This window comes from Paraburkholderia adhaesiva (genome assembly GCF_021390575.1).
In the GTDB taxonomy this organism is placed as follows: domain Bacteria; phylum Pseudomonadota; class Gammaproteobacteria; order Burkholderiales; family Burkholderiaceae; genus Paraburkholderia; species Paraburkholderia adhaesiva.
This window is the reverse complement of record NZ_JAJEJQ010000001.1, coordinates 3,317,590-3,335,603: the sequence shown is the minus strand read 5'-3', so window position 1 is coordinate 3,335,603 and position 18,014 is coordinate 3,317,590. Positions and strand designations below refer to the sequence as shown.

Below are 18,014 nucleotides of genomic sequence, written 5' to 3'. Positions count from 1 at the left end.
AAAATGCGCGGCACGTTAGCAACAGGGGGTGCCATGTCACTGGAATCATTTGTCGATTCGAAGCCGTTCACGTTCGGTGTCGAACTCGAAATGCAGATCGTCAACACACACGACTACGATCTGACGAAGGCCGGTAGCGACCTGATGCGTCTCGTCAAAGACCAGGAGATCCCGGGCAACATCACGCCGGAGATCACCGAGAGCATGATCGAGCTGTCCACCGGCATTTGCACGACGCACGACCAGGCGCTGTCCGAGCTTCGCAAGATCCGCGACACGCTCGTCGCCGCGGCGGATCGTCTGAATGTCGGCCTGTGCGGCGGTGGTACGCATGCGTTCCAGCAGTGGAGCGACCGTCGCATCGTCGATACGCCGCGTTTTCAGTATCTTTCGGAACTCTACGGATATCTCGCGAAGCAGTTCACGGTGTTTGGGCAGCACGTCCACATCGGCTGTCCCGATGCCGATAGCGCGCTCTACCTGCTGCATTCGCTTTCACGTTTCATCCCGCACTTCATCGCGCTTTCGGCGTCGTCGCCGTATGTGCAGGGTGTCGATACCGGATTTCACTCGGCACGACTGAATTCCGTGTTCGCGTTCCCGCTGTCGGGCCGTGCGCCGTTCGTGCTCACATGGGAGGAGTTCGAAGAATATTTCTCGAAGATGGTTCACACGGGCGTTGTCAACAGCATGAAAGACTTCTACTGGGACATTCGCCCGAAACCCGGCTTCGGCACGATCGAGGTGCGCGTGATGGACACGCCGCTGTCCGTCGAACGGGCAGCGGCCATCGCCTGCTACATCCAGACGCTTGCGCGCCATTTACTTACGGACCGGCCGATCATGCCGCGTGAAGACGATTACCTCGTTTACACGTTCAATCGTTTCCAGGCGTGCCGTTTCGGGCTGGCCGGCACCTGCGTGAATCCGCAGACGGGCGAGCGGCGCACGATTTCGGAAGACATCATCGATACGCTCGAGCGGATCGCACCACACGGCGAGGCACTTGGGGCCACGCGGGCATTGACCGGGATCGGCACGATCGCCCGCGCCCAGACCAACGACGCCACCTGGCTGCGCGGCGTGGTCGCCGAAGAGAAGTCGCTGCATGAGGCAGTTCGTCAGCAGTGCCTGCGCTGGCGCGCCTGAGGGGGCACGCTGAGGGGGTTCGGATAGGGGCTGATATCGGCGCCTGGCACATTACGGGGGCAGCCTGCGGGCTGCCTTCGTGTTTTTTGACACGGGAGAGACCAAGTGACGCAGTGGCGCGTCTACGACGAATTATTTGTGTCGTAGCGTTCCTAAGTCATTTCGAGGTCCTCTAGGGTTTTGCCTGTTCTAATATTTACATTTATAGACACAATGGTCGCGAACGAGTGACTCTTCGCCTGTGGGTAACCGTAAAAATTCCCGATAACTCAAGGTATTGCGCAAGCCACGGTCGCGTAGATATCTGTTGCGTTCGAGCTCGAAATACGAGATAACCTGGAAACGTCAAGTGTGGCGATTGCTTGTGATCAAGGATTCGCCGACTAACGATTGGCGTTGTTATCAACGGGTTATCCACAATGCGGGTTGAATAACTTAGCTGTGCGATTCGCCACTCTCGCATAGAATGTCGCTTTGTCGTGGTGGCACCAGAGCGAGGATGACGCTTGAGCTGCTGCGGCGAGAAAGAACGGTTGTGCGAAGTGAAGCCCGCGAGCCGGTTGGCGACGAGGGCTATTGAAGCAAAATTTTGAGATTGGTATGCGATCCGGATTATCGGTCGCAGTTTATTCCCACATGACAGTCGTCCTGTGTGGCGGCTGACGATGCAGCGCGAGCTGCCAATAACCAGCGAAAGACTATGAGCGAAGGCGTATACGGAGAGCAGGCAGCCGGGCGGGTGACCCATAGCCTGTTGCGACTCAGCACGGCGATGCGGAGCCAGGCGTGGGACTGGGCAGAAGGAGCAGGACTGACGCCGACCCAGGGCGAGATTCTCGTTCTGTTGATGCAGCGCAAAGGGCCGATGCGTCTCGGCGAGATCGCCCGGGAAACGGCGCTGACCGCAGCGACGACCAGCGATGCGGTGAGCACGCTCGAAACGAAGGGCCTCGTCGAAAAGCGACGCGCGCTCGACGACGGTCGCGCGCTCGCGGTGCGCCTCACGACGCGAGGCCGCACGGCGGCGAAGAAAGCGGCCCAATGGCCCGACTTCCTGTCGAAGGCTGTCGGCACGTTGCGCGGCGACGAGCAAGCGGCGTTCTATCGCACGCTCCTGAAGACCGTCTATCAACTCGAAGTTCAGGAAGCCATCCCGCAGCACCGGATGTGCCTCACCTGCTCGCACCTCGAAGTCAGCAAGAATCCGAAGAAGACGGCGCATCATTGCGCACTGCTCGGCATCGACATGACCGACACCGATCTTCGACTGGATTGCTCGGTGTACGAACAGGCTGACTCGACGACGCAGAAGAAGAACTGGAAGATCTTCGCGGTGTAACGTCTGCATATTGCGGCTGTCCGCCCGCTTCGCGGGCACAGCCGCGAGGCGGCAGCGCCGGGCCGCTGATGTGCCCGTGACGTGCCGCTGACCCGGGAATCAGCCGATGAATCGCGAAGTATTGGCCGTCCGCCATGTCTATTTCGAGGATCTCGGCTCCCTGGAGCGCGTGCTGGGCGAACGCGGGCACCTCGTCCGCTATCTAGACGTCGGTTTTGCGCGGATTGGCGCGCTCAATCCCTTGTCGGCCTCGCTGATGGTGATCCTCGGCGGCCCGATCAACGCGTGCGACGACGCGCGCTATCCCACTCTCAGTTCGCTCGCGACGCTCGTCGAAAAGCGCATCAACGCTGGGCTTCCGACGCTAGGCATTTGCCTCGGCGCGCAATTGATCGCGCGCGTCCTCGGCGCACGCGTCTATGCAGCGGGTGAAGCTGAAATCGGCTGGACGCCGCTCACGCTGACCGAGGCTGGCCGCACGTCGCCGCTGCGTCACCTCGACGGCCACGTGACGTCGATGCTGCACTGGCACGGCGATACGTTCGACCTGCCGGAGGGCGCCGCACGCCTTGCCTCGACGCCGCTCTGCGAGAACCAGGCGTTCTCGTGGGGCAATCATGTGCTCGCCCTGCAGTGTCATCCCGAAGTGCGTGCCGATCGCTTCGAGCCCTGGTTGATCGGCCATGCTGCTGAAATCGATCATGCTGGTATCGACGTCAACGCGCTGCGCGACGCCACGGCGAAGTACGGTCCCCGTCTGGAACGGCAAGCGAGCCGCATGTTCGGTGAGTGGCTCGATGGCGTCGATGCGGCTGCCGTCAGCGCGATGAACCGGCCCTGAGGTTGCGTTCGGGGCGGCGCGTGTTCTCGTCTCCCACCCGGCTGACTGGCTCGGTTCCTGCAACGAAAAAAGGCTGCGTGATATTCTCAAACGCTCCTTTTCCCCGTTCACCTTTCCTCCCATGAGCCCACTCTTCACTCCGCTCTCAATGCGTGGCGTGACGCTCGCCAATCGCATTGTCGTATCGCCGATGTGCCAGTACTCCGCCGAGCGCGGAGAGGCCAACGACTGGCATCTGATTCATCTCGGTCATCTCGCGCTCTCGGGTGCGGGCATGCTGTGCATCGAAGCCACCGCGGTCGAACCGGACGGACGCATCACGCCAGGCGATCTCGGCTTGTGGGACGACGCGACGGAAGCCGCGCTAGTGCCGGTGCTCGCCGCGATCCGTCGTCATTCGCCGATACGCGTCGCGATGCAGATTGCGCACGCGGGCCGCAAGGCGTCGAGCCACGTACCCTGGGAGGGCGGTCAGTTGATCTCAGTGGGCGACGGCGGGTGGATTCCGCATGCCCCGTCGGCGCTACCACACAAGGACGATGAGCCGCCGCCGCTCGCGCTCGATGTCGCGGGCCTGAATCGTGTGCGCGACGCGTTTCGCGCCACGGCGCGGCGTGCCGCGCGGCTCGGCATCGACGCGATCGAAGTGCACGCGGCGCACGGTTATCTGTTGCATCAGTTCCTCTCGCCGATCGCGAACCAGCGTAGCGACGAATATGGCGGCTCGCGCGAGAACCGCATGCGTTTTCCACTAGAAGTGTTCGACGCAGTGCGCGCCGAATTTCCCGCCGATCGTCCGGTTGGCGTGCGTGTGTCGGCGACCGACTGGGTCGATGGGGGCTGGACCCCTGAGGACACCGTCGCATTTGCGCAAGCGCTGAAGGGTCGTGGCGCGGACTGGATCGATGTGTCGTCGGGTGGTGTTTCGCCGTTGCAGAAGATACCGCTCGAGCCGGGCTATCAAGTGCCGTTCGCACGCGAAGTGAAACAGGCCACCGGCATGACGACGATCGCCGTCGGTCTCATCACCGATCCGCTGCAGGCGCATCAGGTGATCGCGGATGGCGATGCCGACATGATCGCCATGGCGCGCGCGATGCTCTACGATCCGCGCTGGCCCTGGCACGCTGCGGCTCAGCTCGGCGCGAGTGTGAATGCGCCGCCGCAGTACTGGCGTTCGCAGCCGCGCGATCAGAAAAAGCTCTTTGGCGAGACGACGATCGGGCAGCGCTAAGGCGCGCGCCGCTCGCGTAACTGCACGGGTTGAACGAAGACCACGCGAGCGTGTACGATGCCGGTTGTGTCGCGCCCGGGCGCTGCACGAGCGCGGCGCCTGATAGGCGCCGCGTTTGCGTAGAGAGACGCGCGGGGATGGACGCGGACGCGCGGTGATGCGCGCGGGGCCAGAGCGAACATTCAATGCGGGCGTTGCCGCGTTCGCGCCGTTCGTTGCACCAGGGGTAGTCTCCCCAGTACTTCACAAGGATTCATTCAATGAGTGTACGCAGGATCGTCGTGCGCCAGTCAGGCGTGCACGGTAAGGGCGTGTTCGCGACGGGGCCGATCGAAGCGGGCGCGCGCCTGATCGAATACAAAGGAGAGCGCATCTCCTGGAAGGAAGCGTTGCGGCGTCATCCCCACAATCCGGACGAACCGAATCACACGTTTTACTTCGCGCTCGAGGACGGCGACGTCATCGACGGCAAGGTGAAGGGCAACAGCGCACGCTGGATCAATCACTCGTGCGCGCCGAACTGCGAAGCGGAAGAGATCGAAGGTCACGTGTACATTCATGCGCTGCGCGAAATCGCGGCGGATGAAGAGCTGTTCTACGACTACGGTCTCGTGATCGACGCGAAGCAGACACGCAAGCTCAAGCGCGAGTACGAATGCCGTTGCGGCGCGCGCAAGTGCCGGGGCACCATGCTTGCACCGCCCGAGAAGGAAAAAGAAAAGAGCAAGGAGAAGGGCGCGAAGGCGGGCAAGTCAGGGAAGAGCAAAAAGAAGAAGTGACCGCTGCGATTGCGTAGTGAGCGATGAATGCAAAAGGGCCGCTTCAAGCGGCCCTTGTTGTTTTCGGTCGGCTTCAGGGATCGACTGGCGCCTGACTTGTCGTTTTCTGGTGATGCTTGTCGGCCGGCGCAGTATCGCTCGCATCGACCGGTTTGCGACGCGCGAGGGGAACGCGCACGATGAAGCGCGCGCCGCCCTCCGGCGCATCTTCGTAATGCACGCTGCCGCGATGGAGCGACATGATGTCGTGAACGATGGCGAGGCCAAGACCGGCACCGGTTTCCACCCCGCTTTCGCTCTGACCGTCGCCGCGGAAAAAGCGCTTGAAGAGATCGGCCTGCTGCGCGAGCGGCACACCGCGTCCGTTGTCCTCGACGACGATCTCGGCCATCGGCACGTTCTCGACGATGTTTTGCGTGACGGTTACCGTAATGCGTGCGCCGTCGAGGCGCGCGGGCGGCACATACTTCAGCGCGTTATCGAGCAGGTTTGCAATCACCTCGTGCAGCAGCACGGGGTTGCCGCGCACCATGAGCGGCTCGTCATTCTCGGGCGCGTCGAGGCGCTGGAAGCCGAGATCAACGTGGCTCGCGAGCGCGCGGGGCACCCATTCCGCACCGGTTTCGAACGCGAGCGTGGCCATGTCGATATCGACGAAACGCGCCGCCTGTTCGGTCGGTTCGGCGCGTGCGAGCGAAAGCAGCTGGTTCGACAGACGCACCGCGCGGTTGGCCGCGGCGCGCAGCTCGTGCACGGCGGTGCTCACCTGCTGCGGATCGCGCGCGTTCGCGGCTTGCTCCGCGTGGAGCTTAACGGCAGTCAGCGGCGTGCGCAGTTGATGCGCGGCGTCCGCGATGAATTTGCGCTGAGCGTCGAGCGCGGTTTTCAGGCGCCCGAGCAGCGCGTTCAGTGCGCCGGTGAGCGGACGTATCTCGACGGGCACAAAGGTTTCGTCGACCGGTTCGAGCGACATGTGCGTCTGCCGGTTCAGCGAGTCGGCGAGGTCGGTGAGCGGGTTAAGCTGCTGGTTCACGACGCGCCACACGATCGCCCAGCCGGCGAGCAGCAGCAGCAGCAGCGGCATCATGATCGCGATGAGGAACTCGGCGGCGATTTGCGAGCGCTGATGCACGGGCTGGCCGACCTCGACCACGATCGGATTGCCCCTCGGCTGGTCAGCGCGCACCTGCGCGACGCGTACGTTCACGCCGTTGTGCTCCGTCTCGAACACGTACGCGTAGTGCATGCGGCGCACGTTCGTCCCCCGCAGCGGGAGCGTCTGATCGCCGGCGATTTCAGTTTCGCCGTCGCTGATGCGATAGACGAGATGCTCGACCGGATCGGAGAACATGGCCTGCGCGAGCGGCGGCACGGTGACGGGCGCGTCGGGACCGGCGATCTGGATCTGCTTCGAGATCGCCGTGGCGAGGTCGACGAGCGAGCGGTCGACCACGTGCTGCGTGTACTGCCACGCGAGCCAGTAGGCGATCAGGCCGCTCATCAAAGCGAGCAGCGAAAGCGGTGCAGCGAGGCGGCGCAGCAGCGTTCGGCGCAGACTGTTTGCGGCCGGATAGGGCATGATGGGTTCTAACCAGAGATGAACGGGGTGCGTCTGGCAGCGTGTTGCAGATAGGGCGCCGCGTTGGGCGTGTCGCGTGACCCTGAATTCGTTCATTGTACGCGGGCAATTACTGCCGCGGCAGGGCGTGCACACCGCAACCGCGGCGTCGTGCGGAGGGCGCACTGCGCGCAAACGTGTTAAGCCGCCGGTCGAGGTAGGCGACCCGTGCCGTTTGCCCGATTTACGCGGCGACGCAGCAACCGGTCCGACGTTGCGCCGGACCGGCAATCAGGAAAGCTGTGTCAGGCCGCCTGGCGAATTTCCTGCAGCAGGTAGCCGAAGCCGCGCACCGTAACGATTTCGACGCGGCAGCTTTCGAGCTTCTTGCGCACGCGGTGCACATAGACTTCGATCGCGGTGTCACCGAGATCGCCGCCGAAGTGCGTCAGGTGGTCCTGGAGCTGCGCCTTGCTGACGACGCGGCCGTGACGCAGCAGCAGCATTTCGAGCACCGCGAATTCGCGCGGCGAGAGTTCGAGCGGCTTGTCGTCGTTGAAGATGCGGCGGTCGACACCCGAGAGGCGCACGCCGCCGAGCGAGACTTCGGGGCGCGGCACGTCGCCGTGCGGGCCGCTGCGGCGCATCACTGCGCGGATGCGCGCTTCGAGTTCCGCGGGCTCGAACGGTTTGAGCATGTAGTCGTCCGCGCCCGAATTCAGGCCCTGGACGCGGTCATTCAACTCATCGCGTGCAGTGAGCACGATCACGGGCGTGTGCCGGTTGCTTTGACGGAACCGCGACAGCAACGTCATGCCGTCGATGCCGGGCAGGCCGAGGTCGAGGATCACGAGCTCGTGGCGATTCTGCGTGAGAGCCTGTTCGGCGAAGATTCCGTCGTGGACCATGTCGACCGTGAAGCCGGCTTGTTCGAGGCTGGACTGGATACCGCGTGCAATGGGGCGGTCGTCTTCGATCAGAAGGAGTCGCATGAGATTCGCTCAAGTACAATGGGTTTAGCGTTACAGGCACACCGCTCGCGAAGCGCAACCTGATGTTCCGGATCTGCTCAGCGACCAGTCGGCGCTGAATGCAGGGGTTGCGCGAGTCACGACCAACATGTCCGATATTTCGATCACCGAACTCGAAGCCGCGATCAACTTCTGGCGCAACCGTTCGCCCTCGAGCGGCGACGAACTCGCGTTGTGCAAAGAGGCTAGCGCGCTCTCCAAGCCGTATGCGTTGCTGATTGTACAGCGTCGGAACGTTATCTCACTTGATCGTTTTGACCCCGACGCACGGGCCGCGCGGGAGTCTTACGTATCCCTCAATAATGGCCTTCAACCTTGAAGGGTTGGGCGCCTGAGGCCCTTCATCAAGCTTTCATCTGAGGGTTTTCGCTTACACGCTGAGCGGTCCCGGCGCGATCGAATCAATGAAGCGTGCCAGCGCAATATCGCGTGAAGTGAGGCCGTTTGCCTCATGCGTCGAGAGCGTGATTTCCACACGACTGTAGACGTTGAACCACTCGGGATGGTGGTTCATCTCCTGCGCTTTGATCGCGACGCGCGTCATGAAGCCAAAGGCTTCGTTGAAATCGGCGAAACGGAAGGTGCGCTGGATGGCGTCGCGGCCCGCGACGGCCTGCCAGCCGTGGAGTTCGGCGAGTTCCGTGGTGCGCTCTTCGGATGTGAGTCGGTTGATCATCTCTGCACCTGTCAGGTAGGGAGGCGCGGCGCGCATTTTGCGCGGCGGCGCGGGCTATGCGATCGATCAACCATTTTTCCACGGATGGCGGCAGGGTGCGAGCTATCCGGATATCGCGATCTTCACTCCGGTTGGTGCGCAGGCAGCGAGGTCGAGAGGCTCCGGTGCACGAGCCCGCCTTCGTCCATGCAACGCATGATGACCGTGTCGACGTCGAGTACGTCACCCGCGCCCAGTGCGTCTGAACACGCGCTTATCAGGTGATTTGCCTATCTAATATGCAATAATCCCGCATCTTTAACGTGCTTGATGCGAAATTAATTCATGTTGGAACTCGATCACTTCGACCTCGCGCTGCTTGACGTGCTGCAGCGCTTCGGCCGCGCCACACACCAGCAACTGGGCGAGCAGGTGCCGCTTTCACCATCGCAGATCGGCAGGAGATTGCAGCGGCTCGAGGCGTCGGGGGTGATCGACGGGTATCGCGTCGTGCTGCGCCCTGAAAAGCTCGGACTCGGCGTCACGGCGTTCACGAGCCTGAAGCTCAAGCACCATGGAGATTCGGTCATCGAGCAGTTCCAGCAGCAGATCGACGCGCTGCCCGAAGTGCTGGAATGCCATGCCGTTGTCGGCGACGCCGACTATCTGCTGCGAATCGTGGCGCCGGATCTGAACGCGCTGTCGTCGTTCGTGATGAAGAAGCTGATGCATGTGCCCGGAGTCGACAGCGTGCGCTCGAACATCGTGTTGACCACGTTCAAGCGCAACGGACCGCTGCCGCTCGGGCATCTGGAGCCAGGCGCGTCAGCGTCCTGACGCCTGCGCAGTCCGCTGTTTTATGCCGGAACCGCGGTATTGAGCAGATCGACGTAGGCCACCGCCACGAGGTCGTTTTCGTCGACGCCGAGCTTTGCGAACATCGCGTGCGCCTCGGCTTCGCCGCTTTGCTCGTCGTCATCGGGAGCTAGCACCACCTCCAGTTCGATGAAATCACCGAGGCCGTCAACGCGATCCAGATGGATGCGCGTGCGGCCCGCCAGATAGACGTGGCGTTCCTTTGAAACGATCCCGCGCGTGGTCAGCGCCGTGGCGAGCAGCGAGTGCATCGCCTCCGCGTTGGTCACGGGGCTGCGCGTGTAGTACGAGACTTTCGGGCCGTCGCGGTCGTCGCGCTGGTAGAAGATCAGCTCGGGCGGCGTGCCGTCGTCGAACTGGCGCAGCTTCAGGCGGCCACGCGGCACGTCGTAGAAGGAGTCCTGCTGGCGAAAGATCAGCGGTGGGTCGGTTGCAAGCTGGGCGGCGCGCTCGCGTAGCGCGTCAAATTCGCGGGCGCGCGCCTTGATTTCGATGTTGCGGGCCATGCATGGCTCCTGTCGAACGAGGGGACGATGAGTGAGGGTCGGGACACGCCGCGCGTGACTCGCATCGCCTGGTGGTTCGCGCGGGCGAGAACTGAATCTAGCAAAACTTGCGTGACAGCGCCGTTACACTGCGCGCGCTTCAGCGGTCAATTCAGCGGTCATTCCTGGCCGCAGCCTCATGAGCGCGGCTCATATCGCCCACTGGGTTTCGATGGCCTTGAGCGCGGCAGCGATCGTGGGCTCCTCGCGGCGTGAGGCGAGCGTGATGAAGGTGAGTTCGGTCGGCACCGTCACGCCTTCGACGATCGTCAGTGCGTGCGCGTGCGCCTCGGCGATGGCGATCGAATCGCGCGCCAGCGTGAGTCCGACGCCCGATTTCACGAGGTCGAGCATCGACGGTTCCTGATCGACTTCCGCGACCTTGACGGGCTTTGCGTTCACGGCGTCGAAGATCTGCGTGAGCAGCCGGTTGTGCGCGGACGCGGGCGGCGTCCAGATCCACGGCAGCGCGGCGAGCGCGCCCCAGTCGCGCGCGTCCTTCACCCGGTCTTTCCAGCCGGCGGGTGCGAGCACCCGGTACTGGAAGTGCGTGAGGGTAATGGCGTGGAACGTATCGGCATCCGGGCCGGGTTGGCCGATGTAATAGCCGACGTCGAGTTCGCGCGAGCGCACCTGGTCTAGCACCCAGCCCGACATGCCGTGGCGCAGGGCGGTTTCGATCTGCGGCCAGGTTTCTACCAGCTGCCGCAGGAAGCCGCCGAGGCGCAGAAACGCTGGATCGAGGATCGTGCCGATACGCAGCCTGCCGCGCACCTCGTGACGCAGTGCAGCAGCGGCGCGCTGCACGTCGCTCGCGGCCGTGAGCGCGCGCTCGGCGTGTGGAAGGAGCGCCTGGCCGTCGCGCGTGAGCGCAAGGCCGTGCGAAGTGCGCGTGAAGAGCGTCACGCCGAGCCCTTCCTGCAGATGCTTGATCTGCAGGCTTACGGCGGGCTGAGTCAGATGCAGGTGAGCGGCCGCGCGCGTGAGGTTGCCCTCGCGCGCGACCGTGACAAACGCTCGGAGCAAGGTCAGGTCCATCCGCTGATATTAACTCGCCTTATATCGCTGTTGAGCATTATTCATTGGATCGCACTGTGTGTTGCCGATTACGCTTGAGTCAATAAAGTGCGAGGCAATGAAGTGCGTTGCGCGCATTCATCCAACCAGTGAGGCAGAAATGGGCGAGACACATCTGAGGGAGACCGGCGTTCGGACGCTGACGCATTACATCAACGGCAGGCCGTTCGATGGCGTTAGCGAGCGTTTCGGTGACGTCTTCAATCCGGCGCAGGGCAGCGTGAGCGCGCGCGTGCCGCTCGCCAGTGTGGCCGAAGTGGACGCGGCCGTCGCTGCCGCCGCTGCGGCGTTCCCCGCATGGAGCGAGATGCCGCCACTCAAGCGCGCGCGCATCCTCTTCAAGTTCAAGGATCTGCTCGACCAGCACCATGACGAACTCGCCGAACTGATCACGCGCGAGCACGGCAAGGTGTTTTCGGATGCGAAGGGCGAGGTGATGCGCGGCATCGAGGTCGTCGAGTTCGCATGCGGCATTCCGAATCTGCTCAAGACCGATTTCACCGACCAGATCGGTGGCGGCATCGATAACTGGAACCTGCGCCAGCCGCTGGGCGTTGTCGCCGGCATCACGCCGTTCAATTTCCCGATGATGGTGCCGTGCTGGATGTTCCCGGTCGCGCTCGCATGCGGCAACACGTTCGTGCTGAAGCCATCGGAACGCGATCCTTCGGCGTCGGTGCGTATTGCTGAACTGCTCAAGGAAGCGGGCCTGCCCGACGGCGTGTTCAACGTCGTTCACGGCGACAAGGTGGCCGTCGATGCGCTGCTCGCGCATCCGGACGTCACGGCGCTTTCGTTCGTCGGCTCGACGCCGATCGCCGAGTACATCTACACCGAGGGCACGAAGCACGGCAAGCGCGTTCAGGCGCTAGGCGGCGCGAAGAATCACCTCGTCGTGATGCCCGATGCCGATCTCGATCAGGCCGTCGATGCACTGATCGGCGCGGCCTACGGTTCGGCGGGTGAGCGTTGCATGGCGATTTCGGTGGCGGTGGCCGTGGGGCATATCGCCGATGAACTGATCGAGCGTCTCACGCCGCGCGTGAAGTCGCTCAAGATCGGTAGCGGCATGGATGCTGCGTCGGAGATGGGGCCGCTCGTTACGGCCGCGCATCGCGAGAAGGTTAAGGGCTATATCGACTCGGGCGTGGCTGCGGGCGCGAAGCTCGTGGTCGATGGTCGCGCGCACACAGTCCAGGGTCACGAGGACGGTTTCTTCGTCGGCGGCACGTTGTTCGATGACGTGAAGACGGATATGAAGATCTACAAGGAAGAGATCTTCGGTCCTGTGCTTGCCGTGGTTCGCGTGCCTGACTTTGCGAGCGCCGTCGAGCTGATCAACCGTCACGAGTTTGCGAATGGCGTGTCGCTTTTCACATCGGATGGCGGCGTTGCGCGTGCGTTCTCGCGGCAGATTCTGGTGGGTATGGTCGGTATCAATGTGCCGATTCCGGTGCCGATGGCGTGGCATTCGTTCGGCGGCTGGAAGCGCTCGCTGTTCGGCGATCATCATGCCTACGGCGAAGAGGGCGTGCGTTTCTATACGCGATACAAGAGCATCATGCAGCGCTGGCCGGACAGCATTGCGAAGGGCGCGGAATTTACGATGCCTGTCGCGAAGTAAGCCGACGCATTGCACACGTGGTAATCCGGCGGAGGCGGTAGCGCTTGCCGCCGTTCGCACGAAAATAGAACCGGCACACAATTCAGCCGGCCCAGGCGGTAGCGAGATTGCGTGAGACCCGAATACGCGCTGAAGCGCTCACTCGGGTCGACCGCTGTGCATGGGACCGGAGTAAGTGCTAAAGCACTAACTCCGGTCGACAGGAGACAAAAATGCCCACACCGAACGAACCTCCTGGACGACAGTCGTCCTCGCGTCGCCTCGAAGGCGAATTCGACTATGTGATCGTCGGCGCCGGGACGGCTGGCTGTGTGCTCGCCAAGCGGCTTTCCGAAGACCCCAACGTCTCCGTGCTGCTGCTCGAAGCGGGCGGCCAGGACGATTACCACTGGATTCACATTCCGGTCGGCTATCTCTACTGCATCGGTAATCCACGCACAGACTGGCTCTACAAGACCGTGGCCGAAGCTGGCCTGAACGGCCGAACGCTGTCCTATCCGCGCGGGCGTGTGCTCGGCGGGTCGTCGTCGATCAACGGCATGATCTACATGCGCGGCCAGCGTGAGGACTACGATGCATGGGCGCGTGCGACCGGCGACGCATCGTGGTCGTGGGATTCGGTGCTGCCTGTGTTCCGCAAAAGCGAGGACTATCACGGCGGCGCAAGCGAATATCACGGTGCGGGCGGTGAATGGCGTGTCGAGAAGCAGCGGCTCAAGTGGAAGATTCTCGAAACGTTCGCGCAGGCGGCGCAGGAGCAGGGCATCGCGGCCACCGATGATTTCAATCGCGGTGACAACAGCGGCGTCGGCTACTTCGATGTGAACCAGAAACGCGGCGTGCGCTGGAACGCGTCGAAAGCGTTTCTGCGCGAAACGATGAAGCGCCCGAATCTCACCGTCATCACCGGTGCGCTCACTGAACGCCTGATATTCGAAGGGCGACGGTGCGTCGGTGTCGAGTTTCGCGGCGACGTCGATTACGTCGCGCGTGCGCGCGGCGAAGTGATCCTGAGTGCGGGCGCGGTGAACTCGCCGCAACTGCTCGAACTCTCCGGTATCGGCGATGCACAGCGACTCAAGGCGCTCGGCATCGACGTCGTGCAGGATCTGCGCGGCGTGGGCGAGAACCTGCAGGACCATCTGCAATTGCGCATGGCGTATCGCGTGAACGGCGTGCGTACGCTCAACACGGCGTCTGCACACTGGTGGGGCAAGCTGAAAATCGGTCTGCAATACGCGCTGTTCCAGAGCGGACCAATGTCGATGTCGCCTTCGCAACTCGGTGCGTTCGCGAAGTCCGATCCCGACGATCCCGCGGTCACGCGTCCCGACCTCGAATATCACGTGCAGCCGCTCTCTCTCGACCGTTTCGGCGAGCCACTGCACCCGTTCAACGCGTTCACGGCGTCGGTATGCAATTTGCGGCCGACGTCGCGCGGCAGTATCCACATCGTTTCCGCCGATCCGAGGACGGCGCCGGCCATCGCGCCGAATTACCTTTCTACCGATCACGACCGGCGCGTGGCCGCCAATGCCTTGCGTCTCACACGGCGCATCGCCGCTTCACCCGCGCTCGCGCGCTACAAGCCGGAGGAAATTCTTCCCGGCGCGGCATTCCAGACCGAAGCGCAACTGGTCGAAGCGGCGGGCAACGTCGGCACGACGATCTTTCATCCAGTCGGCACCTGCCGTATGGGACGTGCCGACGATAGCGACGCCGTGGTCGATTCGCGTCTGCGCGTGCGCGGTGTGGACGGCTTGCGTGTGGTCGATGCGTCGGTGATGCCGTTGATCACGTCGGGCAACACGAATTCGCCCACGTTGATGATCGCCGAGCGCGCCGCTGCCATGCTGCTCGCCGACCGCCGCGAAGGCGCACATGCGCGTGTTGATGCTTCCCCGCCGTTGCCGGTGATCTGAACGGGCGCGAAGTTTGCGGACGGGGTGACACGCCTTGTGTTTGCGGTCCATGCAATCCGCGTATTCCCCCGCGCATTGACTGCTTTTGCGGGCATCGCGATGGTTTGACGGGCGCGAGCTGATCGCGTCCGTATCGCGCCTGGCCCGCCACGGGCGGCCATGCGCTGGCCCCCTAAGTGCAAATCCCAATGATTGCGGTGCATCATTGGCGAGACAATGCGCGGAAACGGACAGCGCGCAGCGCGCCATCCTTGCGCGTCGTGCAAACGGCGCGTAGTGCAGCGGTTTCATCGGCTTGACATCATTGGTTCCGGACGTATCACAACGTTGCACTGCGCGTTGCAGTGCGGCACGCGACGACTCCGGGGCCGCTGGCATTCGCGCGGCGATTCGCGCGAACCAGCTGCAGCGTTACGGTTTATTTCGCGTGGAAGGGAACATGATTCTCGGCGACACGATTCTGGAGACGCACGGCCTCACCAAGCAGTTCAAGGGCTTCACGGCCGTGAACGGTGTGAACCTGCGCGTGTGCCGCGGCACGATCCACGCATTGATTGGACCGAACGGCGCGGGCAAGACCACCTGCTTCAATCTCCTCACCAAATTCCTGGAACCGAGCGCAGGGCGCATCGTGTTCAACGGCATCGACATCACGCATGAGCGGCCCGCGCAGATCGCGCGGCGCGGCATCATCCGGTCGTTCCAGATCTCGGCTGTGTTTCCGCACCTCAGCGCGCTGCAGAACGTGCGCGTCGGGCTGCAGCGTTCGCTCGGCACGTCGTATCACTTCTGGAAGAGCGAGCGCTCTCTCGCCGAACTCAACGACCGCGCGATGGACCTGCTCACACAGGTCGGCCTGACCGATTTCGCCGATGTGCCGACCGTCGAACTCGCCTACGGCCGCAAGCGTGCGCTCGAAATCGCAACGACGCTCGCCATGGAGCCGGAACTGATGCTGCTCGACGAGCCGACGCAGGGCATGGGTCACGAGGACGTGGATCGCGTGACGGCACTCATCAAGAAGGTATCGAGCGGGCGCACGATCCTGATGGTCGAGCACAACATGAACGTCATTGCGGGTATCTCCGACACGATCACGGTTCTGCAGCGCGGCGAGGTGCTGGCCGAAGGCAGCTATGCCGAAGTGTCGAAGAACCCGCTTGTCGCCGAGGCCTACATGGGCAGCGCGGACGCAACGCTCGCCGGAGCCCACGCATGAGTACGGTGGCAGAGAACGAACGCATCGATACCGCCGCAGAGGAACACGAGCCTGCGCTCGAGATCGCGGGCCTGCAAACGTGGTACGGCGAATCGCACATTCTGCATGGCGTCGATCTTTCGGTTGCGCGCGGCGAAGTCGTCACGCTGCTCGGACGAAACGGCGCGGGGCGCACAACCACGTTGCGCGCGATCATGGGGCTGGCGGGGCGTCGCACGGGGTCGATCCGCATCGGCGGACGCGAGACGATCGGCATGCCCACTCATCGCATCGCACATTGCGGCGTTGGCTATTGCCCGGAGGAGCGCGGCATTTTCGCGAGCCTCTCCTGCGAGGAAAACCTGCTCCTGCCGCCGCTCGTGAACGCCAATGCGAAGGCGATGTCTCTCGACGAGATCTACGCGATGTTTCCGAATCTGGCGGAGCGCCGTCACAGCCAGGGCACGCGGTTGTCGGGCGGCGAGCAGCAGATGCTGGCCGTCGCGCGTATCCTGCGCACGGGCGCGAATCTGCTGCTGCTCGACGAGATTTCCGAAGGCCTCGCGCCCGTGATCGTGCAGGCACTCGCGCGCATGATCGTCACGCTGAAGTCACGCGGCTATACGGTCGTGATGGTCGAGCAGAACTTCCGTTTCGCGGCCCCGCTCGCTGACCGGTTTTACGTGATGGAGCATGGCCGTATCGTCGAGCATTTCGGCGTCGCCGAACTCGACAGCAAGATGCCCGTGCTGCACGACCTGCTAGGTGTCTAGCGTTCCAAGTCTCACGTTGCCTGCGGCGCGACATGCCGCATGCAACAGTTTTGCCGCAAATCGCTGATTGATTTTCTTGCTTTCAAAACAATGCAACCAGAGTTGGAGACTGCAATGAAGAAAACGACGTTCGGGCAGCTCGCAGCCCGTGCCGCCGCTGCGGCGGCCTTGATGGCGTTCGGTGCCGGGAGTGCACTGGCCGCAGACGACACGGTGAAGATCGGTTACATCACCGACTTGTCAGGACTCTACGCGGACATCGACGGCCCGGGCGGCCTCGAAGCGATCCGCATGGCGATCGCGGATTTCGGCGGCAAGGTGCTCGGCAAGCCGATCGACCTGGTCTACGCGGACCACCAGAACAAGGCCGATATCGCCGCATCGCGCGCGCGTGAATGGTTCGACCGTGACGGCGTGCAGATGGTGATCGGCGGCACGAACTCGGCGACGGCGTTGTCGACGAGCCAGGTGGCCGGCCAGAAGCACAAGATCTATATCAACGTGGGCGCGGGCGCCGACACGCTGACGAACGAGCAGTGCACGCCGTACACGATCCACTATGCCTACGACACCGTTGCGCTCGCGAAGGGCACGGGTTCGGCTGTGACGAAGCAGGGCGGCAAGACGTGGTACTTCCTGACCGCCGACTACGCGTTTGGCCACGCGCTTGAAAAAGCCACTGCCGACGTCGTGAAGGCCAGCGGCGGCCAGGTGTTGGGCGAAGTGAAGCATCCGCTCTCGGCATCGGACTTCTCGTCGTTCCTGCTTCAGGCGCAGACCTCGAAGGCGCAGGTTCTCGGCCTCGCGAACGCGGGCGGCGACACGATCAACTCGATCAAGGCGGCGAAGGAATTCGGCATCCCGAAGACGATGAAGACCGCGGCACTGCTGATGTTCATCTCGGACGTCCACAGTCTCGGCCTCGAAACCACGCAGGGCCTCGTGCTGACCGACAGCTGGTACTGGAACCAGAACGCGGACACGCGCAAGTGGGCGCAACGCTTCTTCGACAAGACGAAGAAGATGCCGACGAGCCTGCAGGCCGCGGACTATTCGGCGATGACGAACTACCTGAAGGCCGTGCAGGCGGTGGGCACGACCGACCCGGACAAGGTGATGGCGCAACTGCGCAAGACGAAGATCGACGACTTCTACGCGAAGGGCTACATCCGCGAGGATGGCAGCATGATCCACGACATGTACCTGATGCAGGTGAAGACGCCGGCTGAGTCGAAGGATCCGTGGGATCTCTTGAAGATCGTCACGACGATCCCGGGCGACCAGGCGTTCACGACGAAGCAGGAGACGCGCTGCGCGTTGTGGAAGTAAGCGCAAGGATGTCTTTCATGCACGCGGGCACGGCGCGGTCGGTACGACGCGCCGTGCGTCGCCTGTGGACGATCTTGATGAGAT

The 18,014-nt window shown here is 63.1% G+C and carries 17 protein-coding genes; 12 read left to right on the top strand and 5 right to left on the bottom strand.

The annotated features are described in order from the left end of the window. The first annotated feature begins 33 nt into the window (after positions 1-33). From L0U80_RS15140 to L0U80_RS15120, 5 genes are all read left to right on the top strand, one after another. Positions 34-1,149, top strand: coding sequence for a YbdK family carboxylate-amine ligase (locus L0U80_RS15140; protein ID WP_233865460.1), 1,116 nt, complete (start codon positions 34-36; stop codon positions 1,147-1,149). Between the two features lie 700 nt (positions 1,150-1,849). Further along, the gene (locus tag L0U80_RS15135) at positions 1,850-2,488 is read left to right on the top strand and encodes a MarR family winged helix-turn-helix transcriptional regulator (RefSeq protein WP_233865458.1); all 639 of its coding nucleotides are present in this window, start codon (positions 1,850-1,852) and stop codon (positions 2,486-2,488) included. Positions 2,489-2,594: 106 nt separating this feature from the next. After that, complete coding sequence (locus tag L0U80_RS15130; protein ID WP_233865456.1) at positions 2,595-3,329, top strand: glutamine amidotransferase; 735 nt, start codon at positions 2,595-2,597, stop codon at positions 3,327-3,329. A gap of 121 nt (positions 3,330-3,450) precedes the next feature. Beyond that, positions 3,451-4,563, top strand: coding sequence for an NADH:flavin oxidoreductase/NADH oxidase (locus L0U80_RS15125; protein WP_233865454.1), 1,113 nt, complete (start codon positions 3,451-3,453; stop codon positions 4,561-4,563). A gap of 260 nt (positions 4,564-4,823) precedes the next feature. Continuing rightward, positions 4,824-5,342, top strand: coding sequence for an SET domain-containing protein (locus L0U80_RS15120; protein ID WP_233865452.1), 519 nt, complete (start codon positions 4,824-4,826; stop codon positions 5,340-5,342). Positions 5,343-5,415: 73 nt separating this feature from the next. Here L0U80_RS15120 and L0U80_RS15115 read toward each other — a convergent pair whose 3' ends face one another. Both L0U80_RS15115 and L0U80_RS15110 read right to left on the bottom strand, forming a co-directional pair. Next, entirely contained in the window at positions 5,416-6,921 is a 1,506-nt protein-coding gene (locus L0U80_RS15115; protein WP_233865442.1) for a sensor histidine kinase, read from the bottom strand. A gap of 284 nt (positions 6,922-7,205) precedes the next feature. Continuing rightward, positions 7,206-7,892, bottom strand: coding sequence for a response regulator (locus tag L0U80_RS15110; RefSeq protein WP_091999860.1), 687 nt, complete (start codon positions 7,890-7,892; stop codon positions 7,206-7,208). 127 nt (positions 7,893-8,019) lie between these two features. Here L0U80_RS15110 and L0U80_RS15105 point away from each other — a divergent pair, with 127 nt between their 5' ends. Continuing rightward, positions 8,020-8,250 (top strand): DUF3717 domain-containing protein, encoded by a 231-nt coding sequence (locus tag L0U80_RS15105; RefSeq protein WP_233865440.1) that lies wholly within the window; start codon positions 8,020-8,022, stop codon positions 8,248-8,250. Between the two features lie 51 nt (positions 8,251-8,301). Here L0U80_RS15105 and L0U80_RS15100 read toward each other — a convergent pair whose 3' ends face one another. Further along, positions 8,302-8,607, bottom strand: a complete 306-nt coding sequence (locus L0U80_RS15100; RefSeq protein WP_233865438.1) for a 4a-hydroxytetrahydrobiopterin dehydratase — start codon at positions 8,605-8,607, stop codon at positions 8,302-8,304. 324 nt (positions 8,608-8,931) lie between these two features. Here L0U80_RS15100 and L0U80_RS15095 point away from each other — a divergent pair, with 324 nt between their 5' ends. After that, a complete protein-coding gene (locus L0U80_RS15095) occupies positions 8,932-9,423 on the top strand; it encodes an Lrp/AsnC family transcriptional regulator (protein WP_233865436.1) in 492 nt (163 codons plus the stop codon). 20 nt (positions 9,424-9,443) lie between these two features. On the opposite strand, the gene L0U80_RS15090 is transcribed toward L0U80_RS15095, so the two are convergent. Both L0U80_RS15090 and L0U80_RS15085 read right to left on the bottom strand, forming a co-directional pair. Beyond that, positions 9,444-9,968, bottom strand: coding sequence for a class IV adenylate cyclase (locus L0U80_RS15090; RefSeq protein WP_233865434.1), 525 nt, complete (start codon positions 9,966-9,968; stop codon positions 9,444-9,446). Between the two features lie 189 nt (positions 9,969-10,157). Continuing rightward, positions 10,158-11,045 carry a LysR family transcriptional regulator gene (locus tag L0U80_RS15085; RefSeq protein WP_233865432.1) on the bottom strand — a complete coding sequence of 296 codons (888 nt, stop codon included), beginning with the start codon at positions 11,043-11,045 and terminating at the stop codon, positions 10,158-10,160. A 139-nt stretch (positions 11,046-11,184) separates the two neighbouring features. Here L0U80_RS15085 and L0U80_RS15080 point away from each other — a divergent pair, with 139 nt between their 5' ends. From L0U80_RS15080 to L0U80_RS15060, 5 genes are all read left to right on the top strand, one after another. Then, on the top strand, positions 11,185-12,708 hold the full coding sequence (locus L0U80_RS15080) for a CoA-acylating methylmalonate-semialdehyde dehydrogenase (protein ID WP_233865430.1): 1,524 nt from the start codon (positions 11,185-11,187) through the stop codon (positions 12,706-12,708). 212 nt (positions 12,709-12,920) lie between these two features. Beyond that, entirely contained in the window at positions 12,921-14,630 is a 1,710-nt protein-coding gene (locus L0U80_RS15075; protein ID WP_233865428.1) for a GMC family oxidoreductase, read from the top strand. 439 nt (positions 14,631-15,069) lie between these two features. After that, positions 15,070-15,849, top strand: coding sequence for an ABC transporter ATP-binding protein (locus L0U80_RS15070; protein ID WP_233865426.1), 780 nt, complete (start codon positions 15,070-15,072; stop codon positions 15,847-15,849). Next, positions 15,846-16,601: an ABC transporter ATP-binding protein gene (locus tag L0U80_RS15065; RefSeq protein ID WP_233865424.1), complete on the top strand. Its 756-nt coding sequence runs from the start codon at positions 15,846-15,848 to the stop codon at positions 16,599-16,601. Before L0U80_RS15070 ends, L0U80_RS15065 begins: the two co-directional genes overlap by 4 nt. Positions 16,602-16,715: 114 nt before the next feature. Then, positions 16,716-17,930: an ABC transporter substrate-binding protein gene (locus tag L0U80_RS15060; protein WP_233865422.1), complete on the top strand. Its 1,215-nt coding sequence runs from the start codon at positions 16,716-16,718 to the stop codon at positions 17,928-17,930. Positions 17,931-18,014 lie beyond the last annotated feature (84 nt).

Excerpts from the sequence above, each read along its gene's own strand:
- L0U80_RS15120 (WP_233865452.1), top strand. The coding sequence starts at position 4,824 with ATGAGTGTACGCAGGATCGTCGTGCGCCAGTCAGGCGTGCACGGTAAG.
- L0U80_RS15095 (WP_233865436.1), top strand. The coding sequence starts at position 8,932 with ATGTTGGAACTCGATCACTTCGACCTCGCGCTGCTTGACGTGCTGCAG.
- L0U80_RS15090 (WP_233865434.1), bottom strand. The coding sequence starts at position 9,968 with ATGGCCCGCAACATCGAAATCAAGGCGCGCGCCCGCGAATTTGACGCG.
- L0U80_RS15115 (WP_233865442.1), bottom strand. The coding sequence starts at position 6,921 with ATGCCCTATCCGGCCGCAAACAGTCTGCGCCGAACGCTGCTGCGCCGC.
- L0U80_RS15140 (WP_233865460.1), top strand. The coding sequence starts at position 34 with ATGTCACTGGAATCATTTGTCGATTCGAAGCCGTTCACGTTCGGTGTC.
- L0U80_RS15065 (WP_233865424.1), top strand. The coding sequence starts at position 15,846 with ATGAGTACGGTGGCAGAGAACGAACGCATCGATACCGCCGCAGAGGAA.
- L0U80_RS15085 (WP_233865432.1), bottom strand. The coding sequence starts at position 11,045 with ATGGACCTGACCTTGCTCCGAGCGTTTGTCACGGTCGCGCGCGAGGGC.
- L0U80_RS15100 (WP_233865438.1), bottom strand. The coding sequence starts at position 8,607 with ATGATCAACCGACTCACATCCGAAGAGCGCACCACGGAACTCGCCGAA.
- L0U80_RS15110 (WP_091999860.1), bottom strand. The coding sequence starts at position 7,892 with ATGCGACTCCTTCTGATCGAAGACGACCGCCCCATTGCACGCGGTATC.
- L0U80_RS15080 (WP_233865430.1), top strand. The coding sequence starts at position 11,185 with ATGGGCGAGACACATCTGAGGGAGACCGGCGTTCGGACGCTGACGCAT.
- L0U80_RS15070 (WP_233865426.1), top strand. The coding sequence starts at position 15,070 with ATGATTCTCGGCGACACGATTCTGGAGACGCACGGCCTCACCAAGCAG.
- L0U80_RS15135 (WP_233865458.1), top strand. The coding sequence starts at position 1,850 with ATGAGCGAAGGCGTATACGGAGAGCAGGCAGCCGGGCGGGTGACCCAT.
- L0U80_RS15105 (WP_233865440.1), top strand. The coding sequence starts at position 8,020 with ATGTCCGATATTTCGATCACCGAACTCGAAGCCGCGATCAACTTCTGG.
- L0U80_RS15075 (WP_233865428.1), top strand. The coding sequence starts at position 12,921 with ATGCCCACACCGAACGAACCTCCTGGACGACAGTCGTCCTCGCGTCGC.
- L0U80_RS15125 (WP_233865454.1), top strand. The coding sequence starts at position 3,451 with ATGAGCCCACTCTTCACTCCGCTCTCAATGCGTGGCGTGACGCTCGCC.
- L0U80_RS15130 (WP_233865456.1), top strand. The coding sequence starts at position 2,595 with ATGAATCGCGAAGTATTGGCCGTCCGCCATGTCTATTTCGAGGATCTC.
- L0U80_RS15060 (WP_233865422.1), top strand. The coding sequence starts at position 16,716 with ATGAAGAAAACGACGTTCGGGCAGCTCGCAGCCCGTGCCGCCGCTGCG.